Source organism: Paenibacillus sp. FSL L8-0470 (genome assembly GCF_038008625.1).
In the GTDB taxonomy this organism is placed as follows: Bacteria; Bacillota; Bacilli; order Paenibacillales; family Paenibacillaceae; genus Paenibacillus_AQ.
Genome location: NZ_JBBOZM010000001.1, coordinates 114,037 through 139,493, shown reverse-complemented (window position 1 = coordinate 139,493; position 25,457 = coordinate 114,037). Strand labels below are relative to the sequence as shown.

The 25,457-nt window shown below is 50.1% G+C and carries 19 protein-coding genes, 10 tRNA genes and 3 rRNA genes; 3 read left to right on the top strand and 29 right to left on the bottom strand.

Going from position 1 to position 25,457, the window contains the following annotated elements:
- From hisB to NST99_RS00710, 4 genes are all read right to left on the bottom strand, one after another.
- Complete coding sequence (gene hisB, locus NST99_RS00725) at positions 1-612, bottom strand: imidazoleglycerol-phosphate dehydratase HisB (RefSeq protein ID WP_076113252.1); 612 nt, start codon at positions 610-612, stop codon at positions 1-3.
- Positions 602-1,909: a histidinol dehydrogenase gene (gene hisD, locus NST99_RS00720; RefSeq protein ID WP_341089127.1), complete on the bottom strand. Its 1,308-nt coding sequence runs from the start codon at positions 1,907-1,909 to the stop codon at positions 602-604. The genes hisB and hisD overlap by 11 nt, the downstream gene beginning before the upstream one ends.
- 33 nt (positions 1,910-1,942) lie before the next feature.
- A complete protein-coding gene (gene hisG / locus NST99_RS00715) occupies positions 1,943-2,587 on the bottom strand; it encodes an ATP phosphoribosyltransferase (protein ID WP_341089126.1) in 645 nt (214 codons plus the stop codon).
- Positions 2,588-2,776: 189 nt separating this feature from the next.
- Positions 2,777-3,994 (bottom strand): ATP phosphoribosyltransferase regulatory subunit, encoded by a 1,218-nt coding sequence (locus tag NST99_RS00710; RefSeq protein ID WP_341089125.1) that lies wholly within the window; start codon positions 3,992-3,994, stop codon positions 2,777-2,779.
- A 311-nt stretch (positions 3,995-4,305) separates the two neighbouring features.
- Between NST99_RS00710 and gntK the strand changes: the two genes are divergently transcribed.
- From gntK to NST99_RS00695, 3 genes are all read left to right on the top strand, one after another.
- The gene (gene gntK, locus NST99_RS00705) at positions 4,306-5,835 is read left to right on the top strand and encodes a gluconokinase (RefSeq protein ID WP_445745010.1); all 1,530 of its coding nucleotides are present in this window, start codon (positions 4,306-4,308) and stop codon (positions 5,833-5,835) included.
- A 275-nt stretch (positions 5,836-6,110) separates the two neighbouring features.
- The gene (locus tag NST99_RS00700) at positions 6,111-7,499 is read left to right on the top strand and encodes an MBOAT family O-acyltransferase (RefSeq protein ID WP_038584612.1); all 1,389 of its coding nucleotides are present in this window, start codon (positions 6,111-6,113) and stop codon (positions 7,497-7,499) included.
- Positions 7,500-7,536: 37 nt separating this feature from the next.
- Complete coding sequence (locus NST99_RS00695; protein ID WP_341089123.1) at positions 7,537-8,976, top strand: copper amine oxidase N-terminal domain-containing protein; 1,440 nt, start codon at positions 7,537-7,539, stop codon at positions 8,974-8,976.
- 100 nt (positions 8,977-9,076) lie between these two features.
- Here the strand turns inward: NST99_RS00695 and NST99_RS00690 are convergent, their stop codons facing one another.
- The 25 genes from NST99_RS00690 to NST99_RS00570 form a co-directional block, all read right to left on the bottom strand.
- Positions 9,077-10,276 (bottom strand): acyltransferase, encoded by a 1,200-nt coding sequence (locus tag NST99_RS00690; RefSeq protein ID WP_341089122.1) that lies wholly within the window; start codon positions 10,274-10,276, stop codon positions 9,077-9,079.
- 162 nt (positions 10,277-10,438) lie between these two features.
- Entirely contained in the window at positions 10,439-10,960 is a 522-nt protein-coding gene (locus tag NST99_RS00685) for an acyltransferase (RefSeq protein WP_341089120.1), read from the bottom strand.
- Positions 10,957-11,610 carry a pyrophosphatase PpaX gene (gene ppaX / locus NST99_RS00680; RefSeq protein ID WP_341089119.1) on the bottom strand — a complete coding sequence of 218 codons (654 nt, stop codon included), beginning with the start codon at positions 11,608-11,610 and terminating at the stop codon, positions 10,957-10,959. The genes NST99_RS00685 and ppaX overlap by 4 nt, the downstream gene beginning before the upstream one ends.
- A gap of 7 nt (positions 11,611-11,617) precedes the next feature.
- On the bottom strand, positions 11,618-12,649 hold the full coding sequence (gene lgt / locus NST99_RS00675) for a prolipoprotein diacylglyceryl transferase (protein ID WP_341089117.1): 1,032 nt from the start codon (positions 12,647-12,649) through the stop codon (positions 11,618-11,620).
- Positions 12,650-12,661: 12 nt separating this feature from the next.
- A complete protein-coding gene (gene hprK / locus NST99_RS00670) occupies positions 12,662-13,600 on the bottom strand; it encodes an HPr(Ser) kinase/phosphatase (RefSeq protein ID WP_038584597.1) in 939 nt (312 codons plus the stop codon).
- A gap of 301 nt (positions 13,601-13,901) precedes the next feature.
- The gene (locus NST99_RS00665) at positions 13,902-15,023 is read right to left on the bottom strand and encodes an ABC transporter ATP-binding protein (RefSeq protein WP_038584594.1); all 1,122 of its coding nucleotides are present in this window, start codon (positions 15,021-15,023) and stop codon (positions 13,902-13,904) included.
- A 107-nt stretch (positions 15,024-15,130) separates the two neighbouring features.
- Positions 15,131-16,225, bottom strand: coding sequence for a PucR family transcriptional regulator (locus NST99_RS00660; protein WP_341089115.1), 1,095 nt, complete (start codon positions 16,223-16,225; stop codon positions 15,131-15,133).
- A gap of 109 nt (positions 16,226-16,334) precedes the next feature.
- Positions 16,335-17,384, bottom strand: a complete 1,050-nt coding sequence (locus tag NST99_RS00655) for an NAD(P)/FAD-dependent oxidoreductase (protein WP_341089114.1) — start codon at positions 17,382-17,384, stop codon at positions 16,335-16,337.
- A 59-nt stretch (positions 17,385-17,443) separates the two neighbouring features.
- A tRNA-Lys gene (locus tag NST99_RS00650) sits at positions 17,444-17,516 on the bottom strand.
- A gap of 7 nt (positions 17,517-17,523) precedes the next feature.
- A tRNA-Tyr gene (locus NST99_RS00645) sits at positions 17,524-17,609 on the bottom strand.
- A gap of 5 nt (positions 17,610-17,614) precedes the next feature.
- Positions 17,615-17,690 (bottom strand) — tRNA-Phe (locus NST99_RS00640).
- Positions 17,691-17,717: 27 nt separating this feature from the next.
- A tRNA-Asp gene (locus NST99_RS00635) sits at positions 17,718-17,795 on the bottom strand.
- Between the two features lie 16 nt (positions 17,796-17,811).
- Positions 17,812-17,887: transfer RNA gene (locus NST99_RS00630), tRNA-Thr, on the bottom strand.
- 39 nt (positions 17,888-17,926) lie between these two features.
- A tRNA-Val gene (locus tag NST99_RS00625) sits at positions 17,927-18,002 on the bottom strand.
- A gap of 8 nt (positions 18,003-18,010) precedes the next feature.
- Positions 18,011-18,087 (bottom strand) — tRNA-Met (locus NST99_RS00620).
- 26 nt (positions 18,088-18,113) lie between these two features.
- Positions 18,114-18,205, bottom strand: a tRNA-Ser gene (locus NST99_RS00615).
- Between the two features lie 81 nt (positions 18,206-18,286).
- A 23S ribosomal RNA gene (locus NST99_RS00610) occupies positions 18,287-21,213 on the bottom strand.
- Positions 21,214-21,364: 151 nt separating this feature from the next.
- Positions 21,365-21,440, bottom strand: a tRNA-Ala gene (locus tag NST99_RS00605).
- 21 nt (positions 21,441-21,461) lie between these two features.
- A tRNA-Ile gene (locus NST99_RS00600) sits at positions 21,462-21,538 on the bottom strand.
- Between the two features lie 47 nt (positions 21,539-21,585).
- Positions 21,586-21,702: ribosomal RNA gene (gene rrf, locus NST99_RS00595) — 5S ribosomal RNA — on the bottom strand.
- A 105-nt stretch (positions 21,703-21,807) separates the two neighbouring features.
- A 16S ribosomal RNA gene (locus tag NST99_RS00590) occupies positions 21,808-23,363 on the bottom strand.
- Together the 16S, 23S and 5S rRNA genes with 10 tRNA genes alongside form the textbook arrangement of a ribosomal RNA operon.
- Before the next feature lie 345 nt (positions 23,364-23,708).
- Positions 23,709-23,975, bottom strand: coding sequence for a pro-sigmaK processing inhibitor BofA family protein (locus NST99_RS00585; protein WP_341089113.1), 267 nt, complete (start codon positions 23,973-23,975; stop codon positions 23,709-23,711).
- Between the two features lie 31 nt (positions 23,976-24,006).
- A complete protein-coding gene (locus tag NST99_RS00580; RefSeq protein ID WP_341089112.1) occupies positions 24,007-24,336 on the bottom strand; it encodes a hypothetical protein in 330 nt (109 codons plus the stop codon).
- Positions 24,337-24,499: 163 nt separating this feature from the next.
- Positions 24,500-25,096, bottom strand: a complete 597-nt coding sequence (gene recR, locus NST99_RS00575; RefSeq protein ID WP_038584584.1) for a recombination mediator RecR — start codon at positions 25,094-25,096, stop codon at positions 24,500-24,502.
- A gap of 36 nt (positions 25,097-25,132) precedes the next feature.
- Positions 25,133-25,444 carry a YbaB/EbfC family nucleoid-associated protein gene (locus NST99_RS00570; RefSeq protein WP_038584581.1) on the bottom strand — a complete coding sequence of 104 codons (312 nt, stop codon included), beginning with the start codon at positions 25,442-25,444 and terminating at the stop codon, positions 25,133-25,135.
- Between the last annotated feature and the right edge of the window lie 13 nt (positions 25,445-25,457).

The window sequence follows — 25,457 nt, the reverse complement described above, 5'->3', positions numbered from 1 at the left end:
CTACAGCACTCCTTTCGTGGATGGCACACCCTTCACACGCGGATCAATCTGCGTTGCTTCGTCCAGCGCCCGTCCCAGCGCTTTGAATATCGCCTCAATCATGTGATGAGTATTGGAGCCGTAGTGTACTATCACGTGCAGTGTAATCCGGGCCTCCAGCGCGAATTTCCAGAGGAACTCATGAACCAGCTCCGTAGAGAAGCTGCCTACCTGCTGCGACGGATAAGCCGCCCGGTATTCAAAATGCGGCCGGTTGCTGATGTCGATGACCACCTGGGCCAGCGCTTCATCCATGGGAATGAACACACTCGCATAACGCTTGATGCCTTTTTTGTCACCCAGTGCCTCGCGGAGCGCCTGTCCCAGACAGATGCCGATATCCTCCACCGTGTGGTGGTCGTCAATATCAATATCCCCCCGGCCCTCCAGAGAAAGGTCAAATTGGCCGTGCTTCGTGAATAAATCGAGCATATGGTTCAGAAAAGGCACATCGGTCTCCAGCTCGGCAATGCCGCTTCCATCCACAGCCAGGGACAGCGTGATATCCGTTTCGTTTGTTTTACGGCTAAGACCTGCTTTGCGAACAGCCTGTTCGTTATTGTTATTCTCCATGTTCTTCTCCGCCCTTCGCTTCATTCTCCAGCCTGATCTCTATCGCCCGTGCATGACCTTCCAGCCCTTCGCGTCTGGCCAACTCGATAATGGTTGCTCCATCACGCAGCAGCGCTTCCTTGCTGTAATAAATCAGGCTTGATTTCTTGATGAAATCATCCACATCCACCGGCGAAGAGAACCGCGCGGTGCCATTGGTCGGTATAATATGATTCGGTCCGGCGAAATAATCGCCGACCGGTTCCGAGCTGTACGGTCCCAGGAAAATCGCTCCGGCATTCTCGATGCTGCCGAGCAGACCCATGGGATCTAGGGCGACAATCTCCAGATGCTCCGGCGCCAGCCGGTTCACTACGGAGATGCCTTCCTTCATCGAGTCTACGACGATGATTGCGCCGTAGTTCTCCACTGAGGCGCGGGCGATGGCCTCGCGCGGCAGCTCCTGAAGCTGCCGCTCTACCTCGGCCGCTACGGCCTCTCCGAGGCTCTGCGACGGCGTCACAAGGATGGCCGAGGCCATCTCGTCATGCTCGGCCTGTGAGAGCAGATCAGCCGCGATGTAGGCCGGCTCTGCGGTTTCGTCGGCGAGTACGACGATTTCACTGGGCCCGGCGATGCTGTCGATATCGACCGCGCCGTAGACCTCGCGCTTGGCCAGGGCAACGTAGATGTTGCCGGGGCCGCAGATTTTATCGACCGGCGCGATGGATTCCGTGCCGAAGGCTAGCGCGGCGATCGCCTGCGCGCCGCCCACGCGGTAGACCTCGCTCACACCGGCTTCCGCCGCAGCAACGAGGATGTAAGGATCAATGCCGTCCTTGCCGCCGGTGGACGGCGGTGTGACCATCACGATCTCCGGCACTCCGGCAATCTGGGCCGGAATCACGTTCATCAGCACCGAGGACGGATACGCTGCCTTGCCGCCGGGAACATATACGCCCACCCGCTTCAGCGGGCGGATGATCTGGCCGAGGATCGTACCGTCCGGCTGCAGATCCATCCAGGAGCTGCGTTTCTGACGGGCGTGAAACGCCCGGATATTGACCGCGGCTGCACGAATCGCGGTTACGAACGATTCCTCAACCCGGCTATAAGCCGCCTGGAGCTCTTCTGCGGTTACCCGCAGCTGCGCCGGTGTCAGCGCCGCCCCGTCAAACCGCTCCGTATAGCGGAGCAGCGCAGCGTCGCCCTCCTGTTTGATGTCAGCTACGATTTGCTTCACGGCCTTGTTCTGCTCCGGCGTTCCGTATTCCACTTCACGCTGCAGATTAAATTCCCTGCTCGATTGGACCTTCACCGCTCGTTCCCCCTTTGAACATCCACACTCATTTTATTGTAACTGAAGCCCCGGTTCTGCAATAACTGCCTGCAGACGGTCGCATAGCTGCTGAATCTGCTCATTCTTCATCCGGTAGCTTACACGGTTCGCAACCAGCCGGCTTGTGATTTCGAAGATGCTCTTCATTTCCACCAGTCCATTATCCTTAAGGGTTTGCCCGGTCTCCACCATATCGACAATACGGTCGGCAAGGCCAATCAGCGGAGCAAGCTCAATCGAGCCGTTCAGCTTAACGACCTCCACCTGCTGGCCCTGCTCACGGAAATACCGCGAAGCTACATTCGGGTATTTCGTCGCTACCCGCTGCTGAATCCCTGGCTGCCAGTTCGGCAGGCCGATAATGGACATCCGGCAGCGTGCGATGCCCAGATCAAGCAGCTCGTACACGTCGCGTTCTTCCTCCAGCAGCACATCCTTGCCCACGATGCCTATATCCGCCACACCATATTCAACATAGGTAGGCACATCCACCGGCTTGGCAAGAATAAACTCCATGCCCGCCTCAGGCAGTGAGATCACCAGCTTGCGCGACTCTTCGCCATCCGGCGGAATCGGCAGCCCCGCTTGGCGGAACAACTCTGCCGCTTTATTGTATATTCGGCCTTTCGGCATAGCTACCTTCAGTATCTGCGCCATCATCATTAGCCTCCGTTTCCATTTCCCTCTGCAATTTGTTCGTTTCTGTTCTCTCGCTATACCGATCACTATATAAATTGAACTTAATTTGGACTTCCGGCCGCTGTTGTCTTCGGATTTCCTGATCTTAACCGCAATTAGCGGTAGAAATCCGAAGAAGTTCAATCTATATAGCCGCAATTTCTCCGCTTAGCCGTGCTCGCTGACAAAAGACACAAATGTATAGATTTCACCATACTGCTCACCGCCGGCTTCCACCGTCTCTGTGTCAAGCCGCTTCACCGTCTTCAGCTCTTCCGGCCCCGCTGCCAGCTTGGTTACAACAATCCGGCCTTGTGCGCGCAGCCGCGCGGCTTCTTCCAGCCCTTCGGTCCGCCGCAGCGCATCGTACTGGATCAATACCGGCCGCTCCACCTCTTCCGGCATGCCGGATACTCCGTCCAGAATCCGGTTCGTTTTGAGTGAGAACCCGGTCGAAGGAATCGGGCGCCCAAACTGCTGAAGCAGATTATCATACCGCCCGCCGCTGCATACCGGGAACCCAAGCTCGGAGGCATAACCCTCAAAGGTCATCCCTGTATAATAAGAGAAATCTCCGATCATCGTCAGATCAATCAGCACATGCTGCGAAACCCCGTAAGAGACAAGCACCTCCCATACCTTGCACAGATGCTCAATAGAGGTCCGGGCCAGCGGATGGCTGCTGAGCTCCAGTGCCTGCCCGCAGATTTCTTTGCCGCCGCGCAGCCGCAGCAGCCCGTCCAGCTCCCGCTTCTGGGCCTCCGTCAGGTCCAGCCGCCGGAGGGTTTCCCGGAAAGCAACATAATCGCGGTTCAGCAGATGGCTCTTGAGCTCCTCCTGGGCTTCCGGCAGTCCGGCGACCGCCTCTTGGAAGAGTCCGTCCAGGAATCCGACATGTCCCATCGCGATTTTGAAAGACTTGACGCCCGCTGCCTGCAGCGACGAAATGGCCAGCGCCACGACCTCGGCATCCGCCTCAGGCGAATCATCGCCTACAAGCTCCACACCAGTCTGGAAAAACTCCGCTTCCCGGCCGGCTTCCTCTTCGATTGCCCGGAACACATTGGCATGATAAGAAAGGCGGAGCGGAAGTGGCTCATCCTTCAGTAACGATGAAACCACGCGCGCAACCGGTGCTGTCATTTCGGACCGCAGCACCAGGGCCTGACCACGGTTGTTAAGCAATTTATAAAGCTTCTGGTCTGATGTGGAACTGGCCACGCCGACCGTATCGTAATATTCAAGTGTGGGTGTAATCATCTGCTGGTATCCCCAGCGGCTCATGCAGTGGAGCACGTCGTTCTCAATCTTGCGCAGCTTCGTTACTGCACGCGGGAGATAGTCGCGCACACCAGCCGGCTTCTCGAATCCCTTAGGTTTGGACATCTTCATTAGTCACCTCATCAGATATCATGCAAGTTATATATCGTTTTACATATCGTTTACTTTACTATGGTACAGTGGTAGCAAAGTAAAGCATTTGCAACATCGTATCATGATCCATCCTTTTGCGTCAATAAAACCTTACACCATAGACATAATATCTTAACCACCAGCCTGAGATTTATCTGAATTTTGCCTCAGCGTATACCGGATAATATAATAACCTTATATAATTGTACTTTATTCCCTGCTTCCAGTGTTCCAAGTATCTATTTTCCAATAGAAAGAAGGACTAACCGTTGAATACATCCTATATGATCGGCGTTGATATTGGAACCACCAGCACTAAGGCAGTCCTCTTCGAAGAAAATGGCCGAATCGCAGCACAGTCCAATCAGGGTTACCCGCTGCACCAGCCCTCCCCATCTGTGGCTGAGCAGGATCCGTTACAAATTATGAATGCAGTAACACAAACCATTGCGGCGGTGATGCGGGACAGTGCTGTTCCCGCTGAAGCGGTGCTGTTTGTCTCTTTCAGTTCAGCCATGCATAGTGTCATTGCCATAGACAATACGGGCAAGCCCCTTACCGCCTGCATCACATGGGCGGATAACCGCAGCGCTGCTTGTGCTGCCCGTCTTAAGAACGAGCTCGGGGGACATGAATTATATTTGCGTACAGGAACCCCTATTCATCCCATGTCTCCGATCACCAAGCTGATGTGGCTTGGCGAAGAGCAGCCGGAGCTTTTTCGCCAGGCCTATAAATTCATTTCCATTAAAGAATACATCTTCGCCAAACTGTTCGGAGAATATGTGATCGACCATTCCATCGCTTCTTCTACAGGCATGTTCAACCTGGAGAAGCTGGATTGGGATGAAGAGGCGCTGAGCATTGCCGGCATTACCAGGGAGCGCCTGTCGAGCCCTGTCCCTACCACCCATATCATGCAGGGGCTGCTCCCGGGGCTGGCAGCAGAACTGGGCTTTCTCTCCTCTACTCCATTTATTGTCGGCGCCAGCGACGGGGTCCTCTCCAATCTTGGGGTAGGTGCCATACAGCCTGGCGTTATCGCTGCCACGATCGGAACCAGCGGAGCGATCCGCACCGTAGTGGACCGTCCGCTTACCGATCCCAAGGGGCGAATCTTCTGCTATGCCCTGACCGAGAAACACTGGGTCATCGGCGGTCCGGTGAATAACGGCGGCATGCTGTTCCGCTGGGTACGTGATGAATTTGCCGCCTCCGAGGTAGAGACTGCCAAACGCCTCGGCATTGATCCCTATGAAGTGCTGACACGCATTGCCGAACAGGTGCCTCCAGGCAGCGGCGGATTGCTCTTTCATCCCTACCTGACTGGAGAACGCGCACCGCTATGGAATCCGGACGCCAGGGGCTCCTTCTTTGGCCTGACGATGAATCACCACAAGGAGCATATGATCCGTTCAGTGCTGGAAGGTGTCATTTTCAATATGTACACCGTGCTGCTGGCCATGGAGGAGCGCATTGGCCGCCCGAGCAAGATTCTCGCCACCGGCGGCTTCGCCCGCTCTGCCCTGTGGCGGCAGATGATGGCCGATATTTTCGATCAGGAGGTTGTCGTTCCGGAGAGCTTCGAGAGTTCCTGCCTTGGCGCAGTTGTGCTTGGTCTTTATGCTATCCGGCGCATCGACTCCCTTGATCATGTATTCGGAATGATCGGCTCCACCCATCAGCATCAGCCGATCCAGGAGCATGCCAAAGTGTACAAGCAGCTGCTGCCCATCTATATTTCCGTCTTCCGGAGTCTGGAAAGTCAATATGAGGCCATCGCCGGGTTTCAGCGTGAACAGTCGGGGGAATAAAGGAGTACTGGCTGATGATGCCGGCAAGATGTTATACATTCGGCAATCTCATATCTTTGAATAGATCTTCCTGATATCGGCTCGCCTCATGTCACTTGACAAAAAAACTAAAATATGGAACATTTGCCGCACATCGTTTTTTGTCAATTTTCAGGATTATTTCTTATTATTTGCCGTGTAAGGACTTACCCGCTAGACGTTTTTTTAGTATATTGAAACTTAGGGCCATAGACCAGCTATTTGAAGTCGAAAATTATGAAGAGGTGTTTGAAGAAGTGCTGTTTAACTCTTACGAATTTATATTTATTTTCATGCCGGTTACTGTGATAGTTTATTTTCTATTAAATCGCTTTCGTTTGATCTACGCCAGCAAGCTTTGGCTAGCGCTTAGTTCCCTGTTCTTCTACTGCTGGTGGGATGTGCGCTACCTTCCGCTGCTGCTGGGTTCCATCGCCTTCAACTATTTTATGGGCAGAACCATCTCCCATATGCAGAATGCCACGGAACGAAAGCGCAAACTAGCTTTGGCTTTCGCCATCATCATGAATCTGCTGCTGCTTATCTATTATAAATATGCCGATTTCTTTATCGGCAATGTCAACGCTCTGTTCGATACAGATGTTCCATTGCTCAAGATCGTGCTTCCGCTCGGAATCAGCTTTTTCACCTTTACACAGATCGCTTACCTGGTCGACGCTTATCGCGGTAAGGCAAAAGAATATAATGTGATCAGCTATGTATTATTTGTAACCTTTTATCCGCATCTGATTGCAGGTCCGATTCTCCATCATAAGGAGATGATGCCGCAGTTCGACCGTTTACGGGGCAAACGTTTTGATTACAGCAACGTAGCCAAAGGCCTTTTTCTGCTGAGCATTGGGTTATTTAAGAAAGTGGTTATCGCCGATTCATTTGCACCCGTAGCCAGCAATGGATTTGATGTGTTGTCCCAGTTGAATTTTATTCAAGCCTGGACAACCTCACTTTCCTACACCCTTCAGCTCTATTATGATTTCAGCGGGTATTCGGACATGGCGATTGGTGTTGCCCTGCTGTTTAATATCATTTTGCCTATCAACTTTAATTCGCCATACAAATCCTTGAACATTCAGGATTTCTGGCGCCGCTGGCATATGACCTTGAGCCGCTTCCTGCGGGAGTATATCTATTTCCCTCTGGGCGGCAGCCGTAAAGGAACTACCCGCACCCATATCAACTCCATGCTGACCATGCTCATCGGCGGTCTCTGGCACGGGGCGGGCTGGACCTTTGTCTTCTGGGGATTCATGCATGGATTTGCCCAGTTTATCCACCGGATTTGGCAAAAAGCCAACATCAAACTGCCGAAATGGGTAGCTTGGTTTATCACTTTTCAATTTATTAATCTTACCTGGGTTTTCTTCCGGGCAACCAGTTGGGACAATGCCATCAAGGTGTTGAAAGGAATGGTCGGCCTTAACGGAATCGGTATCGCTTCATTGGACAAGACGATTGTATTGGGACTGGCTGTCTTCATGATTGTGGCTGTGCTATGCCGCAACTCCATGCAGATGCTGGAAGGATTCAAGCCGGGCTGGAAAACCGCCGTTTTTGCCGCCGCTTTGTTCTGTATTGCTGTCGTCTATTTCAACAAAATCAGCGAGTTTCTCTATTTCAGCTTCTGATCCCGGCCATTTCAACTGATAAAGGAGATTTATTGAATTGAGGCATAAAAAAACGAAATACAAAAAATTTATATTTCAATTTATAACTATGGTTATCGCGTTCGCTGTTCTGATTGGTACCTTTAGTTATATTGTCGATCCCTTGCAGTTCTACCGCAAGGCCAGCTTCTATACTCCTAAACTATCCTGGCAGGAACGATACCAGAATCCCGGTCTTGCCCGTAACTACAAATATGATACCATCGTTCTCGGCAGCTCCATGACGGAGAATTTCCTCCCCTCTGATGTAGGCGAGAAGTTGAAGGGCGACGTTCTTAAGTTGTCTATTGAAGGCTCGACCATCGGAGAGCAGTATCAGACTGCAAAAGTAGCCTTCAAAACAGGCCAGGTCAAACAAGTATTATGGGGAATCGATTATTTCGCCTTCCGCACTAACAATGCAACCGGGAATGAAGAATTCCCCGCATATCTGTACGATAGCAATCCGCTTAACGATTACAAATATGTCTTCAATGAAACTAATATTAAGTCGGCGCTTACAGCCTTGAGTAAGTCAGAAGGACGAGCCAACCTGCAGCTGTCATCGCTTGAACTACTGTACAACTGGGACAAGTCAGTTACCTATGGACGCGACTTAGTCATTAAGAACTGGCAGTCAGCACGGAACAAGGAGGTCGCGTATGGAAATAATGAGGATCCGCTGGATTCTGTTAAGCAAACCTTTGATGAGAATGTGATCAGCATAGTCAAAGCCCATCCGGAAACGAAGTTTTATTTCTACTATCCGCCATATTCGATTCTGCGGCAGCAGGTCTGGTATAAGACCAACCCGGAACGCTACGGCAACCAGCTGGAAATGAAACGTTATATGTTCGATAAGCTTAATTCCTATTCCAATGCTAGTATTTATGAATTCCAGACAGATAGCGACATCACCTATAACCTTGATCTTTACAAGGATCTGTCCCATCACTCCGGCGTAGTTAATTCCTTAATCGTGGATGGAATCTCTAAAGGAACCCATCTGGTCACAGCAGATAACCTGGAACAGGGGATCCAACTGCTGAAGCGGCAGGCTGAGAATGTAATCGTTAATACAGAGGAGGGTACAGTCTATTCCATAGATCTCTCTCTGAACGGTGAGCCGCAAAGCTTCGGTTTCCTTCCGCCAACGACTGGGAATGTCATTATGGCTCCTCTCAAGCTCTATGCGCAGATGCTGGGGATTGCCTTCGATTATGATATCGATAAGAAATTGATTACTCTCGCCAAGGGAGACAGCGTTGCGGAACTGACTGTAGGTTCGGACGAAGCCCTGCTCGATGGACAAACGGTCAAGCTGGCTGCCCCCGTTGAGAACAAGATCGGGATCATGGCCGCTCCACTGGAGTCCATTCCAGCCTTGTTCGGAGGTTCAGTCACTTTGGGGCAGGAGAAAGACAAGCTGCTTGAAGTTGATATCACCTTTGGGAAGTAAGGCATACACCCGTAACTGTTCGATCCTAGTGCCCGATAACCGGGAACATCAAGCCATTGGCATTCTTCATGCGGATGGCTTTTTGCTGTTTAAACACTCGCTAAGCCTTTCCGTGGCTATTATCCAAAGTGAGCACTGCTTCCGGCTCCCGCTTAGGTTGAGGTGCAAGCGAGCGGGGAACACTTCCGAATGCGATCCAGGACCACCGGATTCGGCGGAACGAGATCTGAACGACCACCCAGCTTACCCCCAGAGCCACTATAAGCCCTCCATGTACGAATAATACATAGGCCAAGGAATCCAATGGAATGTTATACCGGAACCGGCGATACAGCACCAGAATGAGCGGATGGAGCAGATACACAGCAAAGGAGATTTCTCCTAGCCTCGTCATAAAGGCATTAACCCCGCGGGAAGCTGTGCGGTATATCAGGAAGGTGGCATGGAGCAGTACAAGCGCCGATAACATAGAGTGAACATTCCAGAACAGCTCGTACCACAGCGAGTTGACCCAATGGCCAAAATGCCGGCCTTGATACCATAGATGAATCTGAATGAAGGCCGCAGCGAGCCAACTGCCCCAGAGCACAAGGGTCTCTCCGGTTTGTTTGTTGGACCACGCTTTGAAGGGGCGTTCCAGCCAAGGCTTGATTTTGTCAAAATGAATCGCAAGATAAGCCCCCATCATGTAGTAAGCCATATACGTTGGAGCATAGCTGGCCTTATCCACAAGTTGCAGCTGATATTTATTCAGGAATACAAAAGCCCACTGAATGATGAGACCGGTCGGTATAGCCCAGGTGACCATTGTTTTTGATTTCTGCATCAGTTGCAGGATTAGCGGAAAGACCAAATAGAACTGAATGCTGATAAATACGAAGTACAAATGAGTATAGGCAGAGCCTGTAATGAGGGCGTACATAAAAGAGGATAGATTCGTTAACGGATCATCAAGTAATTGGCCGTTTATGTAGAGAACCAATAGATGATATCCGATGGAGGCCAGCAGATAAGGCAAAAGGATATACGTTAGTCTCCGGCGGTAAAAGTTAAGCATCAGCCCGCGGGTAACCGGACGGCCGTAGTAATTATAGAACAGAACAAAACTGCTAAGAAAAATAAAACAGGGGGTCCCAAATCTAAAAAAAATATTGACCCCGTTGATCCAAACATAATAAGGCGATTGAAGTGCCTGCTCTCCTGCTGCAAACGATGTGGCATGTACATGCAGTACACCGAGTATGGCCAAAGCCCGGAAAATATCCAACTGGGGCAGCCTTTCCTTTTTGATGGAATTCACTTTAAATCTCTCATCTCCTTCAGATTGACTATGCAAAGAGATACGATGCCTGTAACTTATCTGTCGCTGCTCCTCTATAACGAAAAAAACCGCCTTACGTAACTATACCCAAAAGACATCAAAATGCATCCTGGACAAGTAAAATACGTAAGCGGTTTGTTTCTAACTATAGTCCTCTGTACGGTCTAACCGTTCTGACGAGTCCTCCGGGCGCAGCTCCCGCAGCGGATTGCCTCCGACAAACGAGCCAGCCGCCACATGCTTATGCACAACCGAACCCGCCGCCACAACCGCGCCATCTCCGATCGTTACACCGGGAAGAATGGTTGTATTGGCACCAATCAGAACATTTTCACCAATAATGACTTCACCGAGCCGATACTCTTTAATCAGGTACTCATGTGCCAAAATGGTGGTGTTATAGCCGATGATGGAGTTTTCGCCGACCGTAATTTTCTCCGGAAAAAATACATCCACCATTGCCATCAGTCCAAATGCCGTATGTTTACCTACCTTCATGCCAAGGATCCGGCGATAAATCCAGTTCTTGAGCGGAAGGATGGGGCAATACCGGGCAATTTGGATAAAAATAAAATTACGGACGCCCTTCCATGGGCTGACCGTTCGGTAAATGTACCAGAGTGAATTATGCCCCTCCACCGGATAGCGGGTTAGGTTTCTCACGATTCCTTCGTCCCTTGCCGGACTATCTCATATAAATCCGTCATGTCGTGGATAATATAATCCGGCTCATATTTACGCAGCGTCTCTTCCCCTTTAAGTGACCAGGCTACAGCTGCTACAGGCACACCGGCCGCTTTGGCCGATTGGATATCTACAATGCTGTCGCCTACCATCAAGGTATGCTGCGGGTCAACATCTAAGTTGCGGATAGCTGTCAGCACCGGCTCTGGATGCGGTTTAGGCTCTGTCACATCAGTAACCGTTACTATAGTTTCCATATACTTCAGCAGATCGAACATCTCCAGTGCCTTGAGCGTAGTTGGACGAATCTTCGTCGTTACAATCCCCATTCTAATCCCACGCCGCGACAGCTCCTCCATCGTTTCATTCACACGCGGAAAAGAACCAATCAGCTCATCGTGATGCGCGTAGTTGTAAGAACGGTAGGACTTCTCCAATACGCTTGTATCCTCAAGGCCGGAGAACGCGCTCAGCTGCTGATGAAGTGTTGTTCCCATATGGGGGATAATCTGCTCCCGGGTCAGAGACGGAAGATTATTCTCCTTCAGCGCATGCATGAAAGAGCCAATAATCAGTTCATTGGTATTCACAATCGTTCCGTCCAGATCAAAAAGAACGCATTCTATCATCGGGTTACTACTCCTTCGGTTCCGCATCCTCAGACTTGACCTTGTCAGGCGGTGCCGCCTGCGGGGCTTTTTGCGGTGTGTTGACTGCATTCTCCGGGACCACAGAATCTGCCGCGACCGGCTTGGTGCTGACAATAGGATCGGAATAATGAGCCTTAGATTGGCCGGTTACCCGGCGCACAATAATAAGTACTACGGCAGCCACGATAATCAGCAAAGCGAGCAGCTGCGAGATACGGATATTTCCATAGGCAGGATCAAAGTACCCTTGTTCAAAGCCCATCCATTTCATCGGGCTCCACAGGCCGTTGACGAATGAAGCTACACCGCTGCTGCCGGTAAAGCCCAAGCTGTCAGTACGCAAGGCTTCAATGAAGAAACGGCCGATTGAATACCAGATAAAGTAGGATAAGAAGATTTCACCCGCACGGACAAACCTCTGGCGGCGAAGCACCATAAGGAGTAGAATACCCAGCAGGCTCCACAGAGATTCGTACAGGAAGGTTGGATGATGGAACGCATTTTCTATGTACATTTGATTGACGATAAAGTCAGGCAAATGCAGCTTATCGCGCAGGAACGACTCCTCTACAACCCCACCATAAGCCTCCTGATTGATAAAGTTGCCCCATCGGCCAATCATTTGTCCGGCCAGCAGTCCAGGCGCGCAAATATCCACAACACGCCAGAATGGGTACCCTTTATAGCGGAAATAGATAATGGCGCAAATAATGGCCCCGATTAAGGCTCCATAGATGGCAATTCCGCCGTTCCATATTTTGAAGACATCTATAAAGTTATCCTTATAGTCCTCCCATTTAAAAGCTACAAAATATATCCGTGCGCCAATGATTGCTGACGGCACTCCAAGCAGCAGCATATCCATAAAGAATTCCTGGGAAATATTAAACCGTTTGCCTTCCTGAATCGCGAGGAATAATCCGGCAAGTGCGCCGAACCCCAGGATCAAACCATACCAGTGAACGGGTAGTGAACCGATGGAGAATACAATGGGATTAATCGCTAATGAAAAAAACATTCTCTCACACTCCTAGTCCAGATCATCCATGTCTTCAGATATGGTAGCTGTAAGTTTATTGGTAAACTGCAGAGCCGCGTTAAAGCCCATTTGCTTCAAGCGGTAGTTCATGGCCGCAACCTCAATAATAACTGCAAGATTTCGTCCTGGCCGTACCGGAATCGTTACGAGAGGAACATCCGTATCGATAATCCGTGTTGTTTCTTCGTCCAGACCAAGCCGGTCATATTGCTTGTCCTGCTGCCAGGCTTCCAGCCGAACCACCAGCGTAATACGCTTATGATTGCGGATTGCGCCTGCACCAAAGAGTGTCATTACATTTATAATTCCGACACCGCGGATTTCGAGCAAATGGCGGATCAGCTCCGGTGCCGTACCATGCAGCTGGTTATCGGAGGTCTGGCGGATTTCCACGGCATCGTCCGCGATCAAGCGATGTCCGCGTTTAACGAGCTCAAGTGCCGTTTCGCTTTTACCAATGCCGCTGCTGCCTGTAATCAGCATGCCTACACCGTATACATCGCAGAGAACGCCATGAATGGTTGCTGTAGGAGCAAGTCTGCCTTCAAGGAAGCTGGTCAGTCTACTGGAAAAAATCGTTGTAGCCATCGAGCTGCGCAACACTGGAAGCCCCTTTTCGTTGCTGATGTCAATCAGCTCCTGCGGTACATCCAACGCTCTTGTAATGACAATACAGGGTGTATTATCCTTGCAGATCCCGCGGATCCGGCTCTTGCGCTCTTCCTCCGAAAGCATAGAAAAGAAGGCCAGCTCTGTCTTGCCCAGCAGCTGTACTCGTTCTTCCGGATAATATTCGAAATAACCTGCTATTTCCAGCCCGGGCCGATTCAAGTCATCCACTGTAATCGGTCTCTTCAGACCTTCATGCCCGGAAACAACCTCTAATTGAAAATGCTGTACCAATTCCGATACTTTTACCTTCTTAGCCATGTATGTCCGTCCTTTCGTCACCTAACGGTTATGTCCGCTTTCCTACATTTGGTTAACAACTCTTTCCATTCCATCCGTAGGTAATTCTCCTGCTATCTTAATTGATAATCCCCTTTAATGCAATCTTAATACCTGCTACCTTGCCCTTAGATCCATTGGTATATAAGGAGTTGAACCCAAAACCTGCTTATATTCTGCCCATCTATTCCTATAGCTTAGGAGGTCATTAGCGGAAGGCTCCAAGAAGACAAAAAAGCCGCCCTTTCAGGCGGCTTTCTTTAAAGGGAAAGATATTTCTATCTTAGCCCAACAATACGTTAAGTTCGGATTCTTTATCAAAGATGTGGATTTTGTTCATGTCAATTGCCAATTTAGGCTTGCTGCCTTCACGGGTAGTGGAACGTCCATCTACACGGGCAATTACAGTGTTGCTGCCCAGACCGCTCAAGTAAAGGAGCATTTCATGACCAAGGTTTTCCGTAACATCTACCAGCGAAGTGAAGATTGTGTTCGGGGAAGCTTCCAGGAATACTGGTTCTTCATGGATATCTTCTGGACGAACGCCCATGATCACTTCTTTGCCGATGTAGCCTTTGCTGCGCAGGATTGTAGCTTTGCCTCCTGGAACTTCAACATCAAGGTTCTCAGCGCGGAAGCGGACAGCGCCGCCAACATCGGACAGAGTACCATTGATAAAGTTCATAGTTGGGGAACCAATAAATCCGGCTACGAACAGGTTGGTAGGCTCATTGTACAGTTCTTCAGGAGAAGCTGCCTGTTGAATGATACCATCATACATAACTACGATACGGTCACCCATCGTCATAGCTTCTGTCTGGTCATGCGTTACGTAGATACAAGTGGTTTCAAGGCGTTTAACCAGTTTTGTGATTTCAGCACGCATTTGACCACGAAGTTTAGCATCCAAGTTGGAAAGTGGCTCATCCATCAAGAAGACTTGCGGATCACGGACGATAGCGCGGCCTAGAGCGACACGTTGGCGTTGACCACCGGACAGTGCTTTAGGTTTACGCTCAAGCAAGTGCTCGATATCGAGAATTTTCGCAGCTTCGCGAACTTTCTTGTCGATTTCTTCTTTCTTCACTTTACGCAGTTTCAAACCGAAAGCCATGTTTTGGTACACGCTCATATGCGGGTACAGGGCGTAGGATTGGAATACCATCGCGATATCGCGGTCTTTAGGTGCAACGTCATTGACTACACGGTCGCCAATGTACATTTTACCTTCGGAGATTTCTTCCAGACCAGCAATCATACGCAGGGTAGTGGATTTACCACAACCGGAAGGTCCAACCAGTACGAGGAATTCCTTATCTTTAATATCAAGATTGATGTCGATTACTGTTGCTTTATCGGAACCCGGGTATTTTTTGAAAATATGCTCTAAACGTACGCCTGCCATTGTATTTCCCCCTCGAGTTATTAGTTGATTATAAATAAATCGCTTTCTTGTACATTTATCTTACCCCAGACGTGCCTCGCTGGCTATTTGCAACGTTCACAAAAATCCTATTTTCTTTTCGTCACTTTATACAATAACATGGTTAACTTTACAATTGCTGCGTCGCCAAAGCTCCGTACATCGGCTCCGGTCTCCTGTTTGATCTTGTCCAACCGGTATAGGAGCGTGTTGCGGTGGATGTATAATTTTTTCGCGGTCTCACTGACATTGCAGTCCATCTCGAAGAAGGTTTCCAGCGTCAGCAGCATTTCCTTATCCGCCAGCACTGAAGTATAGTCACCGATCTGTCCTAGCAGCTGCCTGCGCCGCTCATCAGGGATACTGTTCACCAGCCGCTCCATGTGCAGCTCCCACGGGAGATGAATATAGTCGCCAACCTGAAAAATCCGTCCCAAAACAATCGTTTCCCGCAGCAGCGCAACCGAGCCTGTCAAACCTTTTACCGGGATGATCGCCGGTGCAACCGCCAGATGGAATACACCTACCCACTCACTGGCAATCAGCTCATGCAGCCCCATACAGGTCTGTGACAGCAGCTCATCTGCACTCTCTTCCTCATCGTCCTTATCATCCCCGCCGGTCAGTAATTCCTTGCGGGCTAAAATTAACCATTCCTTCTCCTGCAGGGGGATCAGCAATATTTCGTTCTCAAAATAACTACGCAGCAGCTTCATAAGCGAACGGTAAGAGATCTGCGGATTGTGGACATTCTCACTCACCAGCAGAAAAGGAATCATCTCGCCGAACAAACGTCCCTTCAGAGTGATTTCGTCAGGAATCTCTGCATCATTCTTCTCTTGCTCGAGCTGCGAATTCAGCCAGTTGCTCAGCTGCCGGGCCTCTACTTCTCCTTCTTCCTTTAACCCTGTGGCCTTGAGCGCGACAGCAAAATTCCGTGCCGCATAATTGACCAATTGCAATTCCAGAGCCGAAAGGCCATCCATCTCTACCCAAATCGCAGTTATTCTTCCCTCGTTCTCATACAATGGTACCCAGAGATGCCCTTCATGAGTGACCGGCTGATCCAACTCTTCTTTGCCTATGCCAAAAAGAGAAGCTGAATGCTGCCTCCCGAGTTGTTTGATTCCGGTTCTTTTTCCGGTGAGCTGCTCCAATTTTTGACGCAATGCCTCACTATCCATCGTCACCATACTCCACCACTTTTGCTCTTTTCGCCTATTTTATCATAATTCACAACATTATGCGGCCTGGTCCCTCCGATTACTAAGACACAATCGACAATTTGAGGAATCATTTATTTTGTTTTACTATTTCGCTATGTTTTTGCTTAGACAGCGGCAAGCTTACCGATATCTTCTTTAACTCTTTATGCATCCAAATACCGGCTAACGCTCCCTCCCCCATTGCAACTGTAGCTTGCTCTGCATGAACAGCAACATCACCAGCCACCCATAAATGCTCTACATTGGTCATTAATGAACGCTTATCAGCTTCGATATGCTTGTTCTTATGAAGCTTCACCCCAAGCTCTGCCGCAAGTTCCGAATGTACCGCATTGTTCCCAAAGGCGATGAACCCTCGCTCTGCAAGCAAAGTATCTCCGCTCTCTAGGATTACCGCTTTAATGATTCCATCATTCTCTTCATCAATTCGAGCAACTGCTTCCTCTACGTATAAGATCCCTTGCTCATCAAGACGTTGGCGGTTTTCTGCCGATACCGGCTGGCATTCATGATTGATATAAGTCAGATCACCCGTACGCTCGCGCAAAACAAAAGCCATATCTGCCCCTGCGTCTCCTGAGCCCAGCAATAGGGTCTGCCGGTCCTGAATTTCGTAGCCATCACAATCCGGGCATACATATACCGTTTTCCCTAGTGTAGCTGCGAGCCCCGGCAGCTCAGGAAAGCGGTCCATTACACCTGTTGCAAGCAGCAATGTCTTGGAACTATAGCACTGATTCTCGGAACCGTTCAGCTGAAACAAACCATTTTGCTTCTCTGCCTTAGTAATCCTATCCGCAGCAAACTCCACACCGGCAACTTCAGCCTGTCGCCTCCCCCTTGCCCTAAGCTCTTCACCGGATATTCCCTCTGGCCAGCCCAATATATTATGATAATTGCGGCAAATGTTAGATCTTCCCCCTCCCGCGTCTATCACAAGCACATGGTGCGTAGAGTAACGTCCCAATTGAATCGCTGCCTGCAGGCCGGCAAAACCGCCTCCAACAATAATTGCATCATATATAACGGGAATCCCCTCATTTCTGCTCAGTGTTATAAACTTATAATTAAACGGAGACAGAAATTTTAAACTCGCTGTCAGCAATTTCATTTTCATGCGGTATGACGATAACACAAAAAAGCCACCACCCGAAGGTGATGACTTTCTGATTGGGATGAGCCATGAAGGACTCGAACCTTCGACACCCTGATTAAAAGTCAGGTGCTCTACCAACTGAGCTAATGGCTCATAAAACTGGTGGAGGCTGATGGATTCGAACCACCGAACACGTACGTGAGCAGATTTACAGTCTGATGCGTTTGGCCACTTCGCTAAGCCTCCATATATGGTGGCGCGGGAGGGAATCGAACCCCCGACACAAGGATTTTCAGTCCTTTGCTCTACCGACTGAGCTACCGAGCCATAAAAAAAGCCATAAAACATAAAAAATGGCGGAACCGACGGGATTCGAACCCGCGATCTCCTGCGTGACAGGCAGGCATGTTAGGCCAACTACACCACGGTTCCGCATTTGTAGAAATAATGGTGCCGGCGAGAGGACTTGAACCCCCAACCTACTGATTACAAGTCAGTTGCTCTACCAGTTGAGCTACACCGGCACGGTGTAAAAATGTTGAAACGGTGTTGAATTGTGAAAATGGTGGAGGCTGAGGGGATCGAACCCCCGACCCTCTGCTTGTAAGGCAGATGCTCTCCCAGCTGAGCTAAGCCTCCGGGTTGTATGGTAGCGGCAGAGGGGATCGAACCCCCGACCTCACGGGTATGAACCGTACGCTCTAGCCAGCTGAGCTACGCCGCCACACTAACAATATTATGAATTTGAAATGGCGGAGAGAGAGGGATTCGAACCCTCGCACCGCTTACGCAGTCTAACCCCTTAGCAGAGGGTCCCCTTATAGCCACTTGGGTATCTCTCCAAACAAGTTGGTGCCATGTAAATTCATTCAGGAACCTTAATTCCTGAAAACTGAATCCGAAACGAATCTGCGTCTTACTTGTTGGATAAGCCCTCGACCGATTAGTATTGGTCAGCTCCATGCATTGCTGCACTTCCACCTCCAACCTATCTACCTCGTCGTCTTCAAGGGGTCTTACTAATTGGGAAATCTCATCTTGAGGGGGGCTTCACGCTTAGATGCTTTCAGCGCTTATCCCGTCCGTACGTAGCTACTCAGCCATGCTCCTGGCGGAACAACTGATGCACCAGCGGTACGTCCATCCCGGTCCTCTCGTACTAAGGACAGCTCCTCTCAAATTTCCTGCGCCCACGACAGATAGGGACCGAACTGTCTCACGACGTTCTGAACCCAGCTCGCGTACCGCTTTAATGGGCGAACAGCCCAACCCTTGGGACCTACTTCAGCCCCAGGATGCGATGAGCCGACATCGAGGTGCCAAACCTCCCCGTCGATGTGGACTCTTGGGGGAGATAAGCCTGTTATCCCCAGGGTAGCTTTTATCCGTTGAGCGATGGCCCTTCCATGCGGTACCACCGGATCACTAAGTCCGACTTTCGTCCCTGCTCGACTTGTAGGTCTCGCAGTCAAGCTCCCTTATGCCTTTGCACTCTTCGAATGATTTCCAACCATTCTGAGGGAACCTTTGAACGCCTCCGTTACTCTTTAGGAGGCGACCGCCCCAGTCAAACTGCCCGCCTGACACGGTCCCCGTACCCGATTAGGGCACTAGGTTAGAACCTAGATACGATCAGGGTGGTATCCCAACGGCGCCTCCGCAGAAGCTTGCGCTCCTGCCTCTACGGCTCCCACCTATCCTGTACAGATCGTACCCAAATTCAATATCAAGCTGCAGTAAAGCTCCATGGGGTCTTTCCGTCTTGTCGCGGGTAACCTGCATCTTCACAGGTATTAAAATTTCACCGGATCTCTCGTTGAGACAGCGCCCAAGTCGTTACGCCATTCGTGCGGGTCAGAATTTACCTGACAAGGAATTTCGCTACCTTAGGACCGTTATAGTTACGGCCGCCGTTTACTGGGGCTTCGGTTCACAGCTTCGGATTACTCCTAACCGCTCCCCTTAACCTTCCAGCACCGGGCAGGCGTCAGCCCGTATACTTCGCCTTGCGGCTTCGCACAGACCTGTGTTTTTGCTAAACAGTCGCTTGGGCCTTTTCACTGCGGCCCCCTCGGGCTATTCACCCTACCGAGGCACCCCTTCTCCCGAAGTTACGGGGTCATTTTGCCGAGTTCCTTAACGAGAGTTCTTCCGCGCGCCTTAGAATTCTCTTCTCGCCTACCTGTGTCGGTTTGCGGTACGGGCACCTTCTCCTGGCTAGAGGCTTTTCTTGGCAGTGTGAGATCATGACCTTCGCTACTATAATTTTCGCTCCCCATCACAGCCCAGCCTTAACGGTGTGCGGATTTGCCTACACACCAGCCTCACTGCTTAGACGGACATCCATCAGTCCGCGTCACTACCCTCCTGCGTCACCCCATCGCTCATAGCGGATTACGGTGGTACAGTAATTTCAAACTGTTGTCCTTCGACTACGCCTTTCGGCCTCGCCTTAGGTCCCGACTTACCCTGAGCGGACGAGCCTTCCTCAGGAAACCTTGGGCTTTCGGCGGATCAGATTCTCACTGATCTTTTCGTTACTCATACCGGCATTCTCACTTGTATGCTGTCCAGCGCTCCTTACGGTACACCTTCAACCCACATACAACGCTCCCCTACCCCAGATGCAAAGCATCTAGCCATAGCTTCGGTGGTGTGTTTAGCCCCGTTACATTTTCGGCGCAGAGTCACTCGACCAGTGAGCTATTACGCACTCTTTCAATGGTGGCTGCTTCTAAGCCAACATCCTGGTTGTCTGTGCAACTCCACATCCTTTCCCACTTAACACACACTTGGGGACCTTAGCTGATGGTCTGGGCTGTTTCCCTTTTGACAATGGATCTTAGCACTCACTGTCTGACTCCCGGCAAGAAGTTAATGGCATTCGGAGTTTGACTGAGCTTGGTAACCCTTGCGGGCCCCGCACCCAATCAGTGCTCTACCTCCACCACTCCATTCACCGAGGCTAGCCCTAAAGCTATTTCGGGGAGAACCAGCTATCTCCGAGTTCGATTGGAATTTCTCCGCTACCCCCACCTCATCCCCGCATTTTTCAACATACGTGGGTTCGGGCCTCCAGTGCGTGTTACCGCACCTTCACCCTGGACAGGGGTAGATCACACGGTTTCGGGTCTACGTCCACATACTAAATCGCCCTATTCAGACTCGCTTTCGCTGCGGCTCCGGCTTCTCACCTTAACCTTGCATGTTAAACGTAACTCGCCGGTTCATTCTACAAAAGGCACGCCATCACCCCTAGATCGGGCTCTGACTTTTTGTAAGCACACGGTTTCAGGTTCTATTTCACTCCCCTTCCGGGGTGCTTTTCACCTTTCCCTCACGGTACTGTTTCACTATCGGTCGCCAGGTAGTATTTAGCCTTAGCAGATGGTCCTGCTGGATTCATACGGGGTTTCACGTGCCCCGCACTACTCGGGATCCGTCTCGGAGAGAACACAGTTTAGGTTACAGGGCTTTTACCTCTATCGCGGGCCTTTCCAGACCTCTTCACCTACCATATTCCTTTGTAACTCCATGTGAGACGTCCCACAACCCCAAGGGGCAAGCCCCTTGGTTTAGGCTGTTCCGCGTTCGCTCGCCGCTACTGACGGAATCACTATTGTTTTCTCTTCCTCAGGGTACTTAGATGTTTCAGTTCCCCTGGTCTGCCTCTATCTCTCCTATGTATTCAGAGAGAAGTAACTGCGAATTACCACAGCTGGGTTTCCCCATTCGGACACCCCCGGATCAAAGCTTGCTTACAGCTCCCCGAGGCAGTTTCGTTGTTCGCCACGTCCTTCGTCGGCTCCTGGCGCCTAGGCATCCTCCGTGTGCTCTTATTAGCTTAACCAATGCGTTTTCCGTTAGGAAAATCGCTAGCATCGCTATAATTAAAACTTGTTTACACAAGTTTCAGCTAAAAGATGTTCTAAAACGCAAATTCGTTTCGGTATCCAGTTTTCAAGGATCAAGTTTAAAGAAGTATTGAGTTTAAATCATTTTGGTGGAGCCAAGCGGGATCGAACCGCTGACCTCCTGCTTGCAAGGCAGGCGCTCTCCCAGCTGAGCTATGGCCCCATAAAGGAATTTAATGTTATATGGTGGGCCTTGGTGGACTCGAACCACCGACCTCACCCTTATCAGAGGTGCGCTCTAACCAACTGAGCTAAAAGCCCATATAACATATATAACATTTTTGAATCAACCAACGAATTGGTTGTCCGCTTGGCAGCGTCCTACTCTCCCAGGACCCTTCGGTCCAAGTACCATTGGCGCTGGAGGACTTAACGGTCGTGTTCGGGATGGGTACGTGTGGAACCCCTCCGCTATCGCCACCAAACGCATACGAAAGAGACTTGCTCTTTCAAAACTGAACACGAGTGAGTGTTTTGGAAGCTAAGCTTCCGATTTGAATGTTTCCGTTGCAGGAAACGATTCTCCATAGAAAGGAGGTGATCCAGCCGCACCTTCCGATACGGCTACCTTGTTACGACTTCACCCCAATCATCTACCCCACCTTCGGCGGCTGGCTCCCTTGCGGGTTACCCCACCGACTTCGGGTGTTGTAAACTCTCGTGGTGTGACGGGCGGTGTGTACAAGACCCGGGAACGTATTCACCGCGGCATGCTGATCCGCGATTACTAGCAATTCCGACTTCATGCAGGCGAGTTGCAGCCTGCAATCCGAACTGAGACCGGCTTTGCTGGGATTGGCTCCACCTCGCGGCTTCGCTTCCCGTTGTACCGGCCATTGTAGTACGTGTGTAGCCCAGGTCATAAGGGGCATGATGATTTGACGTCATCCCCACCTTCCTCCGGTTTGTCACCGGCAGTCACTCTAGAGTGCCCAGCCTTACCTGCTGGCAACTAAAGTCAAGGGTTGCGCTCGTTGCGGGACTTAACCCAACATCTCACGACACGAGCTGACGACAACCATGCACCACCTGTCTCCTCTGTCCCGAAGGCCGCCACTATCTCTAGTGGATTCAGAGGGATGTCAAGACCTGGTAAGGTTCTTCGCGTTGCTTCGAATTAAACCACATACTCCACTGCTTGTGCGGGTCCCCGTCAATTCCTTTGAGTTTCAGTCTTGCGACCGTACTCCCCAGGCGGAGTGCTTACTGTGTTAACTTCGGCACCAAGGGTATCGAAACCCCTAACACCTAGCACTCATCGTTTACGGCGTGGACTACCAGGGTATCTAATCCTGTTTGCTCCCCACGCTTTCGCGCCTCAGCGTCAGTTACAGCCCAGAAAGTCGCCTTCGCCACTGGTGTTCCTCCACATATCTACGCATTTCACCGCTACACGTGGAATTCCACTTTCCTCTTCTGTACTCAAGCCACCCAGTTTCCAGTGCGACCTCAGGTTGAGCCCAAGGTTTAAACACCAGACTTAAATAGCCGCCTGCGCGCGCTTTACGCCCAATAATTCCGGACAACGCTTGCCCCCTACGTATTACCGCGGCTGCTGGCACGTAGTTAGCCGGGGCTTTCTTCTCAGGTACCGTCACTCCGGTAGCAGTTACTCTACCGGACGTTCTTCCCTGGCAACAGAGCTTTACGATCCGAAAACCTTCATCACTCACGCGGCGTTGCTCCGTCAGGCTTTCGCCCATTGCGGAAGATTCCCTACTGCTGCCTCCCGTAGGAGTCTGGGCCGTGTCTCAGTCCCAGTGTGGCCGTTCACCCTCTCAGGTCGGCTACGCATCGTCGCCTTGGTGAGCCGTTACCCCACCAACTAGCTAATGCGCCGCAGGCCCATCTCCTTGTAGCAGATTGCTCCGCCTTTCATCCTCCGTCCATGTGAACAAAGGAATTATCCGGTATTAGCTACCGTTTCCGGTAGTTATCCCAGTCAAAGAGGTAGGTTGCCTACGTGTTACTCACCCGTCCGCCGCTAAGTTATTCCAGAGCAAGCTCCTTCATAACTCCGCTCGACTTGCATGTATTAGGCACGCCGCCAGCGTTCGTCCTGAGCCAGGATCAAACTCTCCAAATTGGTATTTAGAAAGAGCGATTGCTCAATTTGAAACATCTGACGAGAATTTACATTCTCTCGATGAAATTTCTAAAGCGTATAAATACGCTGTGAAACTCATCAGTTTTGGATCTCACTTACGTGATTTCCCACTCACTCGTTGTTCAGTTTTCAAAGATCAATGTCTCTTTTTTCGTCGTCGTTGCTTGTCAGCAGCGACCTTTATAATATATCACAGCACCCTTGCTTCAGTCAAGCGTTTTTTTAATTTCTTTTTTAGCTTTCCTTATTGGCAAGTTATCAAGTGATATCTTGTCCAAAGGGCCGAGACTTAATGTATCATAAATTAATAACATGCGTCAACCATTAAAACAAAGTTATTTTTAAACCGAGCAGCATCAGGACTCCCGGAAGTCCAAGAACCGTTACGGCGCCTATGGTTGCCGGGTTTAAGGGAAGATAAACTTCCGTAAGCAATCCGGAGAAATTCACTATATAAATACCCAGTGCAGCAAGAATAAGATGAGTTCCAAACAAACTGAGCCAGGCCCAGCCCAATTTTTTACGAAAAACTATTAATATCAATAATAACCCGGATAATATCAATACACCCATTGCAGCCAATCTTAGCATTGTGCTCCCCCTTTACATATCTTGTCCAAGCTTATAATAGACTGCGGTTAAGCCCCAAGCTTTTAGCATGCTTAAGATGAATCTGATATTTGCGTTCTGCTGCCTCCAGAATATATATCGCGTAGTCAATTTGATCCTGTCCCAGCGCCTCATCAAACATCAAATAAGCTCTTTGCCACTCCGCTTGTGCTTTGCACACGTCGAGGAATACATTCCAGTGCTCATCCAAGTCTGACACTTGAACATCTTTTGCATCGTTTCGCTGCTTTCTGGAGCCCCACCAACCCATTTGCGATTCCCCCTCAAGAATAATTCTATGCTTTGATAACGCAGCTTCCGCGTTTTGCATATTCTCATTCATATAAAGATGGGGACAAACTTAGAACTAAAAAAGTCCCACAAGGTAAGATGGCGGTTCATAGCTTATCTTGTATGTAATGTATCGTTAAAAGGACGTATGCGCCCTCGTAAACAAAAAAGAAGCCCTCACGGGCTTCCTTTGCTGATTATGATGTCAGAACTGCTTAGAGCTCACGACGGCCTTCCAAAGCTTTGGATAAGGTAACCTCGTCCGCATACTCCAAATCGCCCCCCACGGGCAAGCCATGGGCTATTCTGGTGATTTTAATATCGAACGGACGGACCAGACGGGAGATATACATGGCCGTAGCTTCACCCTCAATATTGGGGTTAGTGGCCATAATAAGCTCTTTCACTCTCTCGTCGCTCAGACGGGTCAACAGTTCCTTGAGTCTTATATCGTCAGGACCTATGCCCTCCATCGGTGAAATTGCACCCTGAAGCACATGATAGTAGCCGTCGAACTCCTTGGTTCTCTCTATGGCTACAAGATCCTTGGAGTCTTGTACCACACAGATCACTGAGGTATCTCGGGTTTTGTCCTGACATATACGGCATGGATCGGTGTCCGTAATGTTGCAGCAGACCGAGCAGTAATGAAGATTGCGTTTGACACTGACAAGCGCTTTGGCAAAATCAATAACTTCATCCTCTTTCATGTTGAGTACATGAAAAGCCAGCCGGGCTGCTGTCTTCGGGCCGATCCCGGGCAAACGTGTAAAAGCTTCGATCAGCTTGGCTAGCGGTTCTGGATAATACAAATTGATGGTTCTCCTTTGGTCTGGAGTGGAGTAGGCCTAGAATAAGCCAGGGATCTTCATTCCGCCGGTGAATTTACCCATATCGTTGTTAGCCAGCTCTTCAGCCTGGGTAAGGGCGTCGTTTACAGCTGTGATGACAAGATCCTGCAGCATTTCGATATCTTCCGGATCAACAGCCTCAGGTTTGATTTGCATGGACAGCAGCTTCTTATGGCCATTCACTTGAACGGTAACCACGCCGCCGCCGGAAGAACCTTCGATCGTCTTGCTTCCCAGCTCTTCTTGGGCTTTGAGCATTTGCTCCTGCATTTTTTTAACCTGTTTCATCATTTGGTTCATATTATTCATAAGTCGTCTCTCC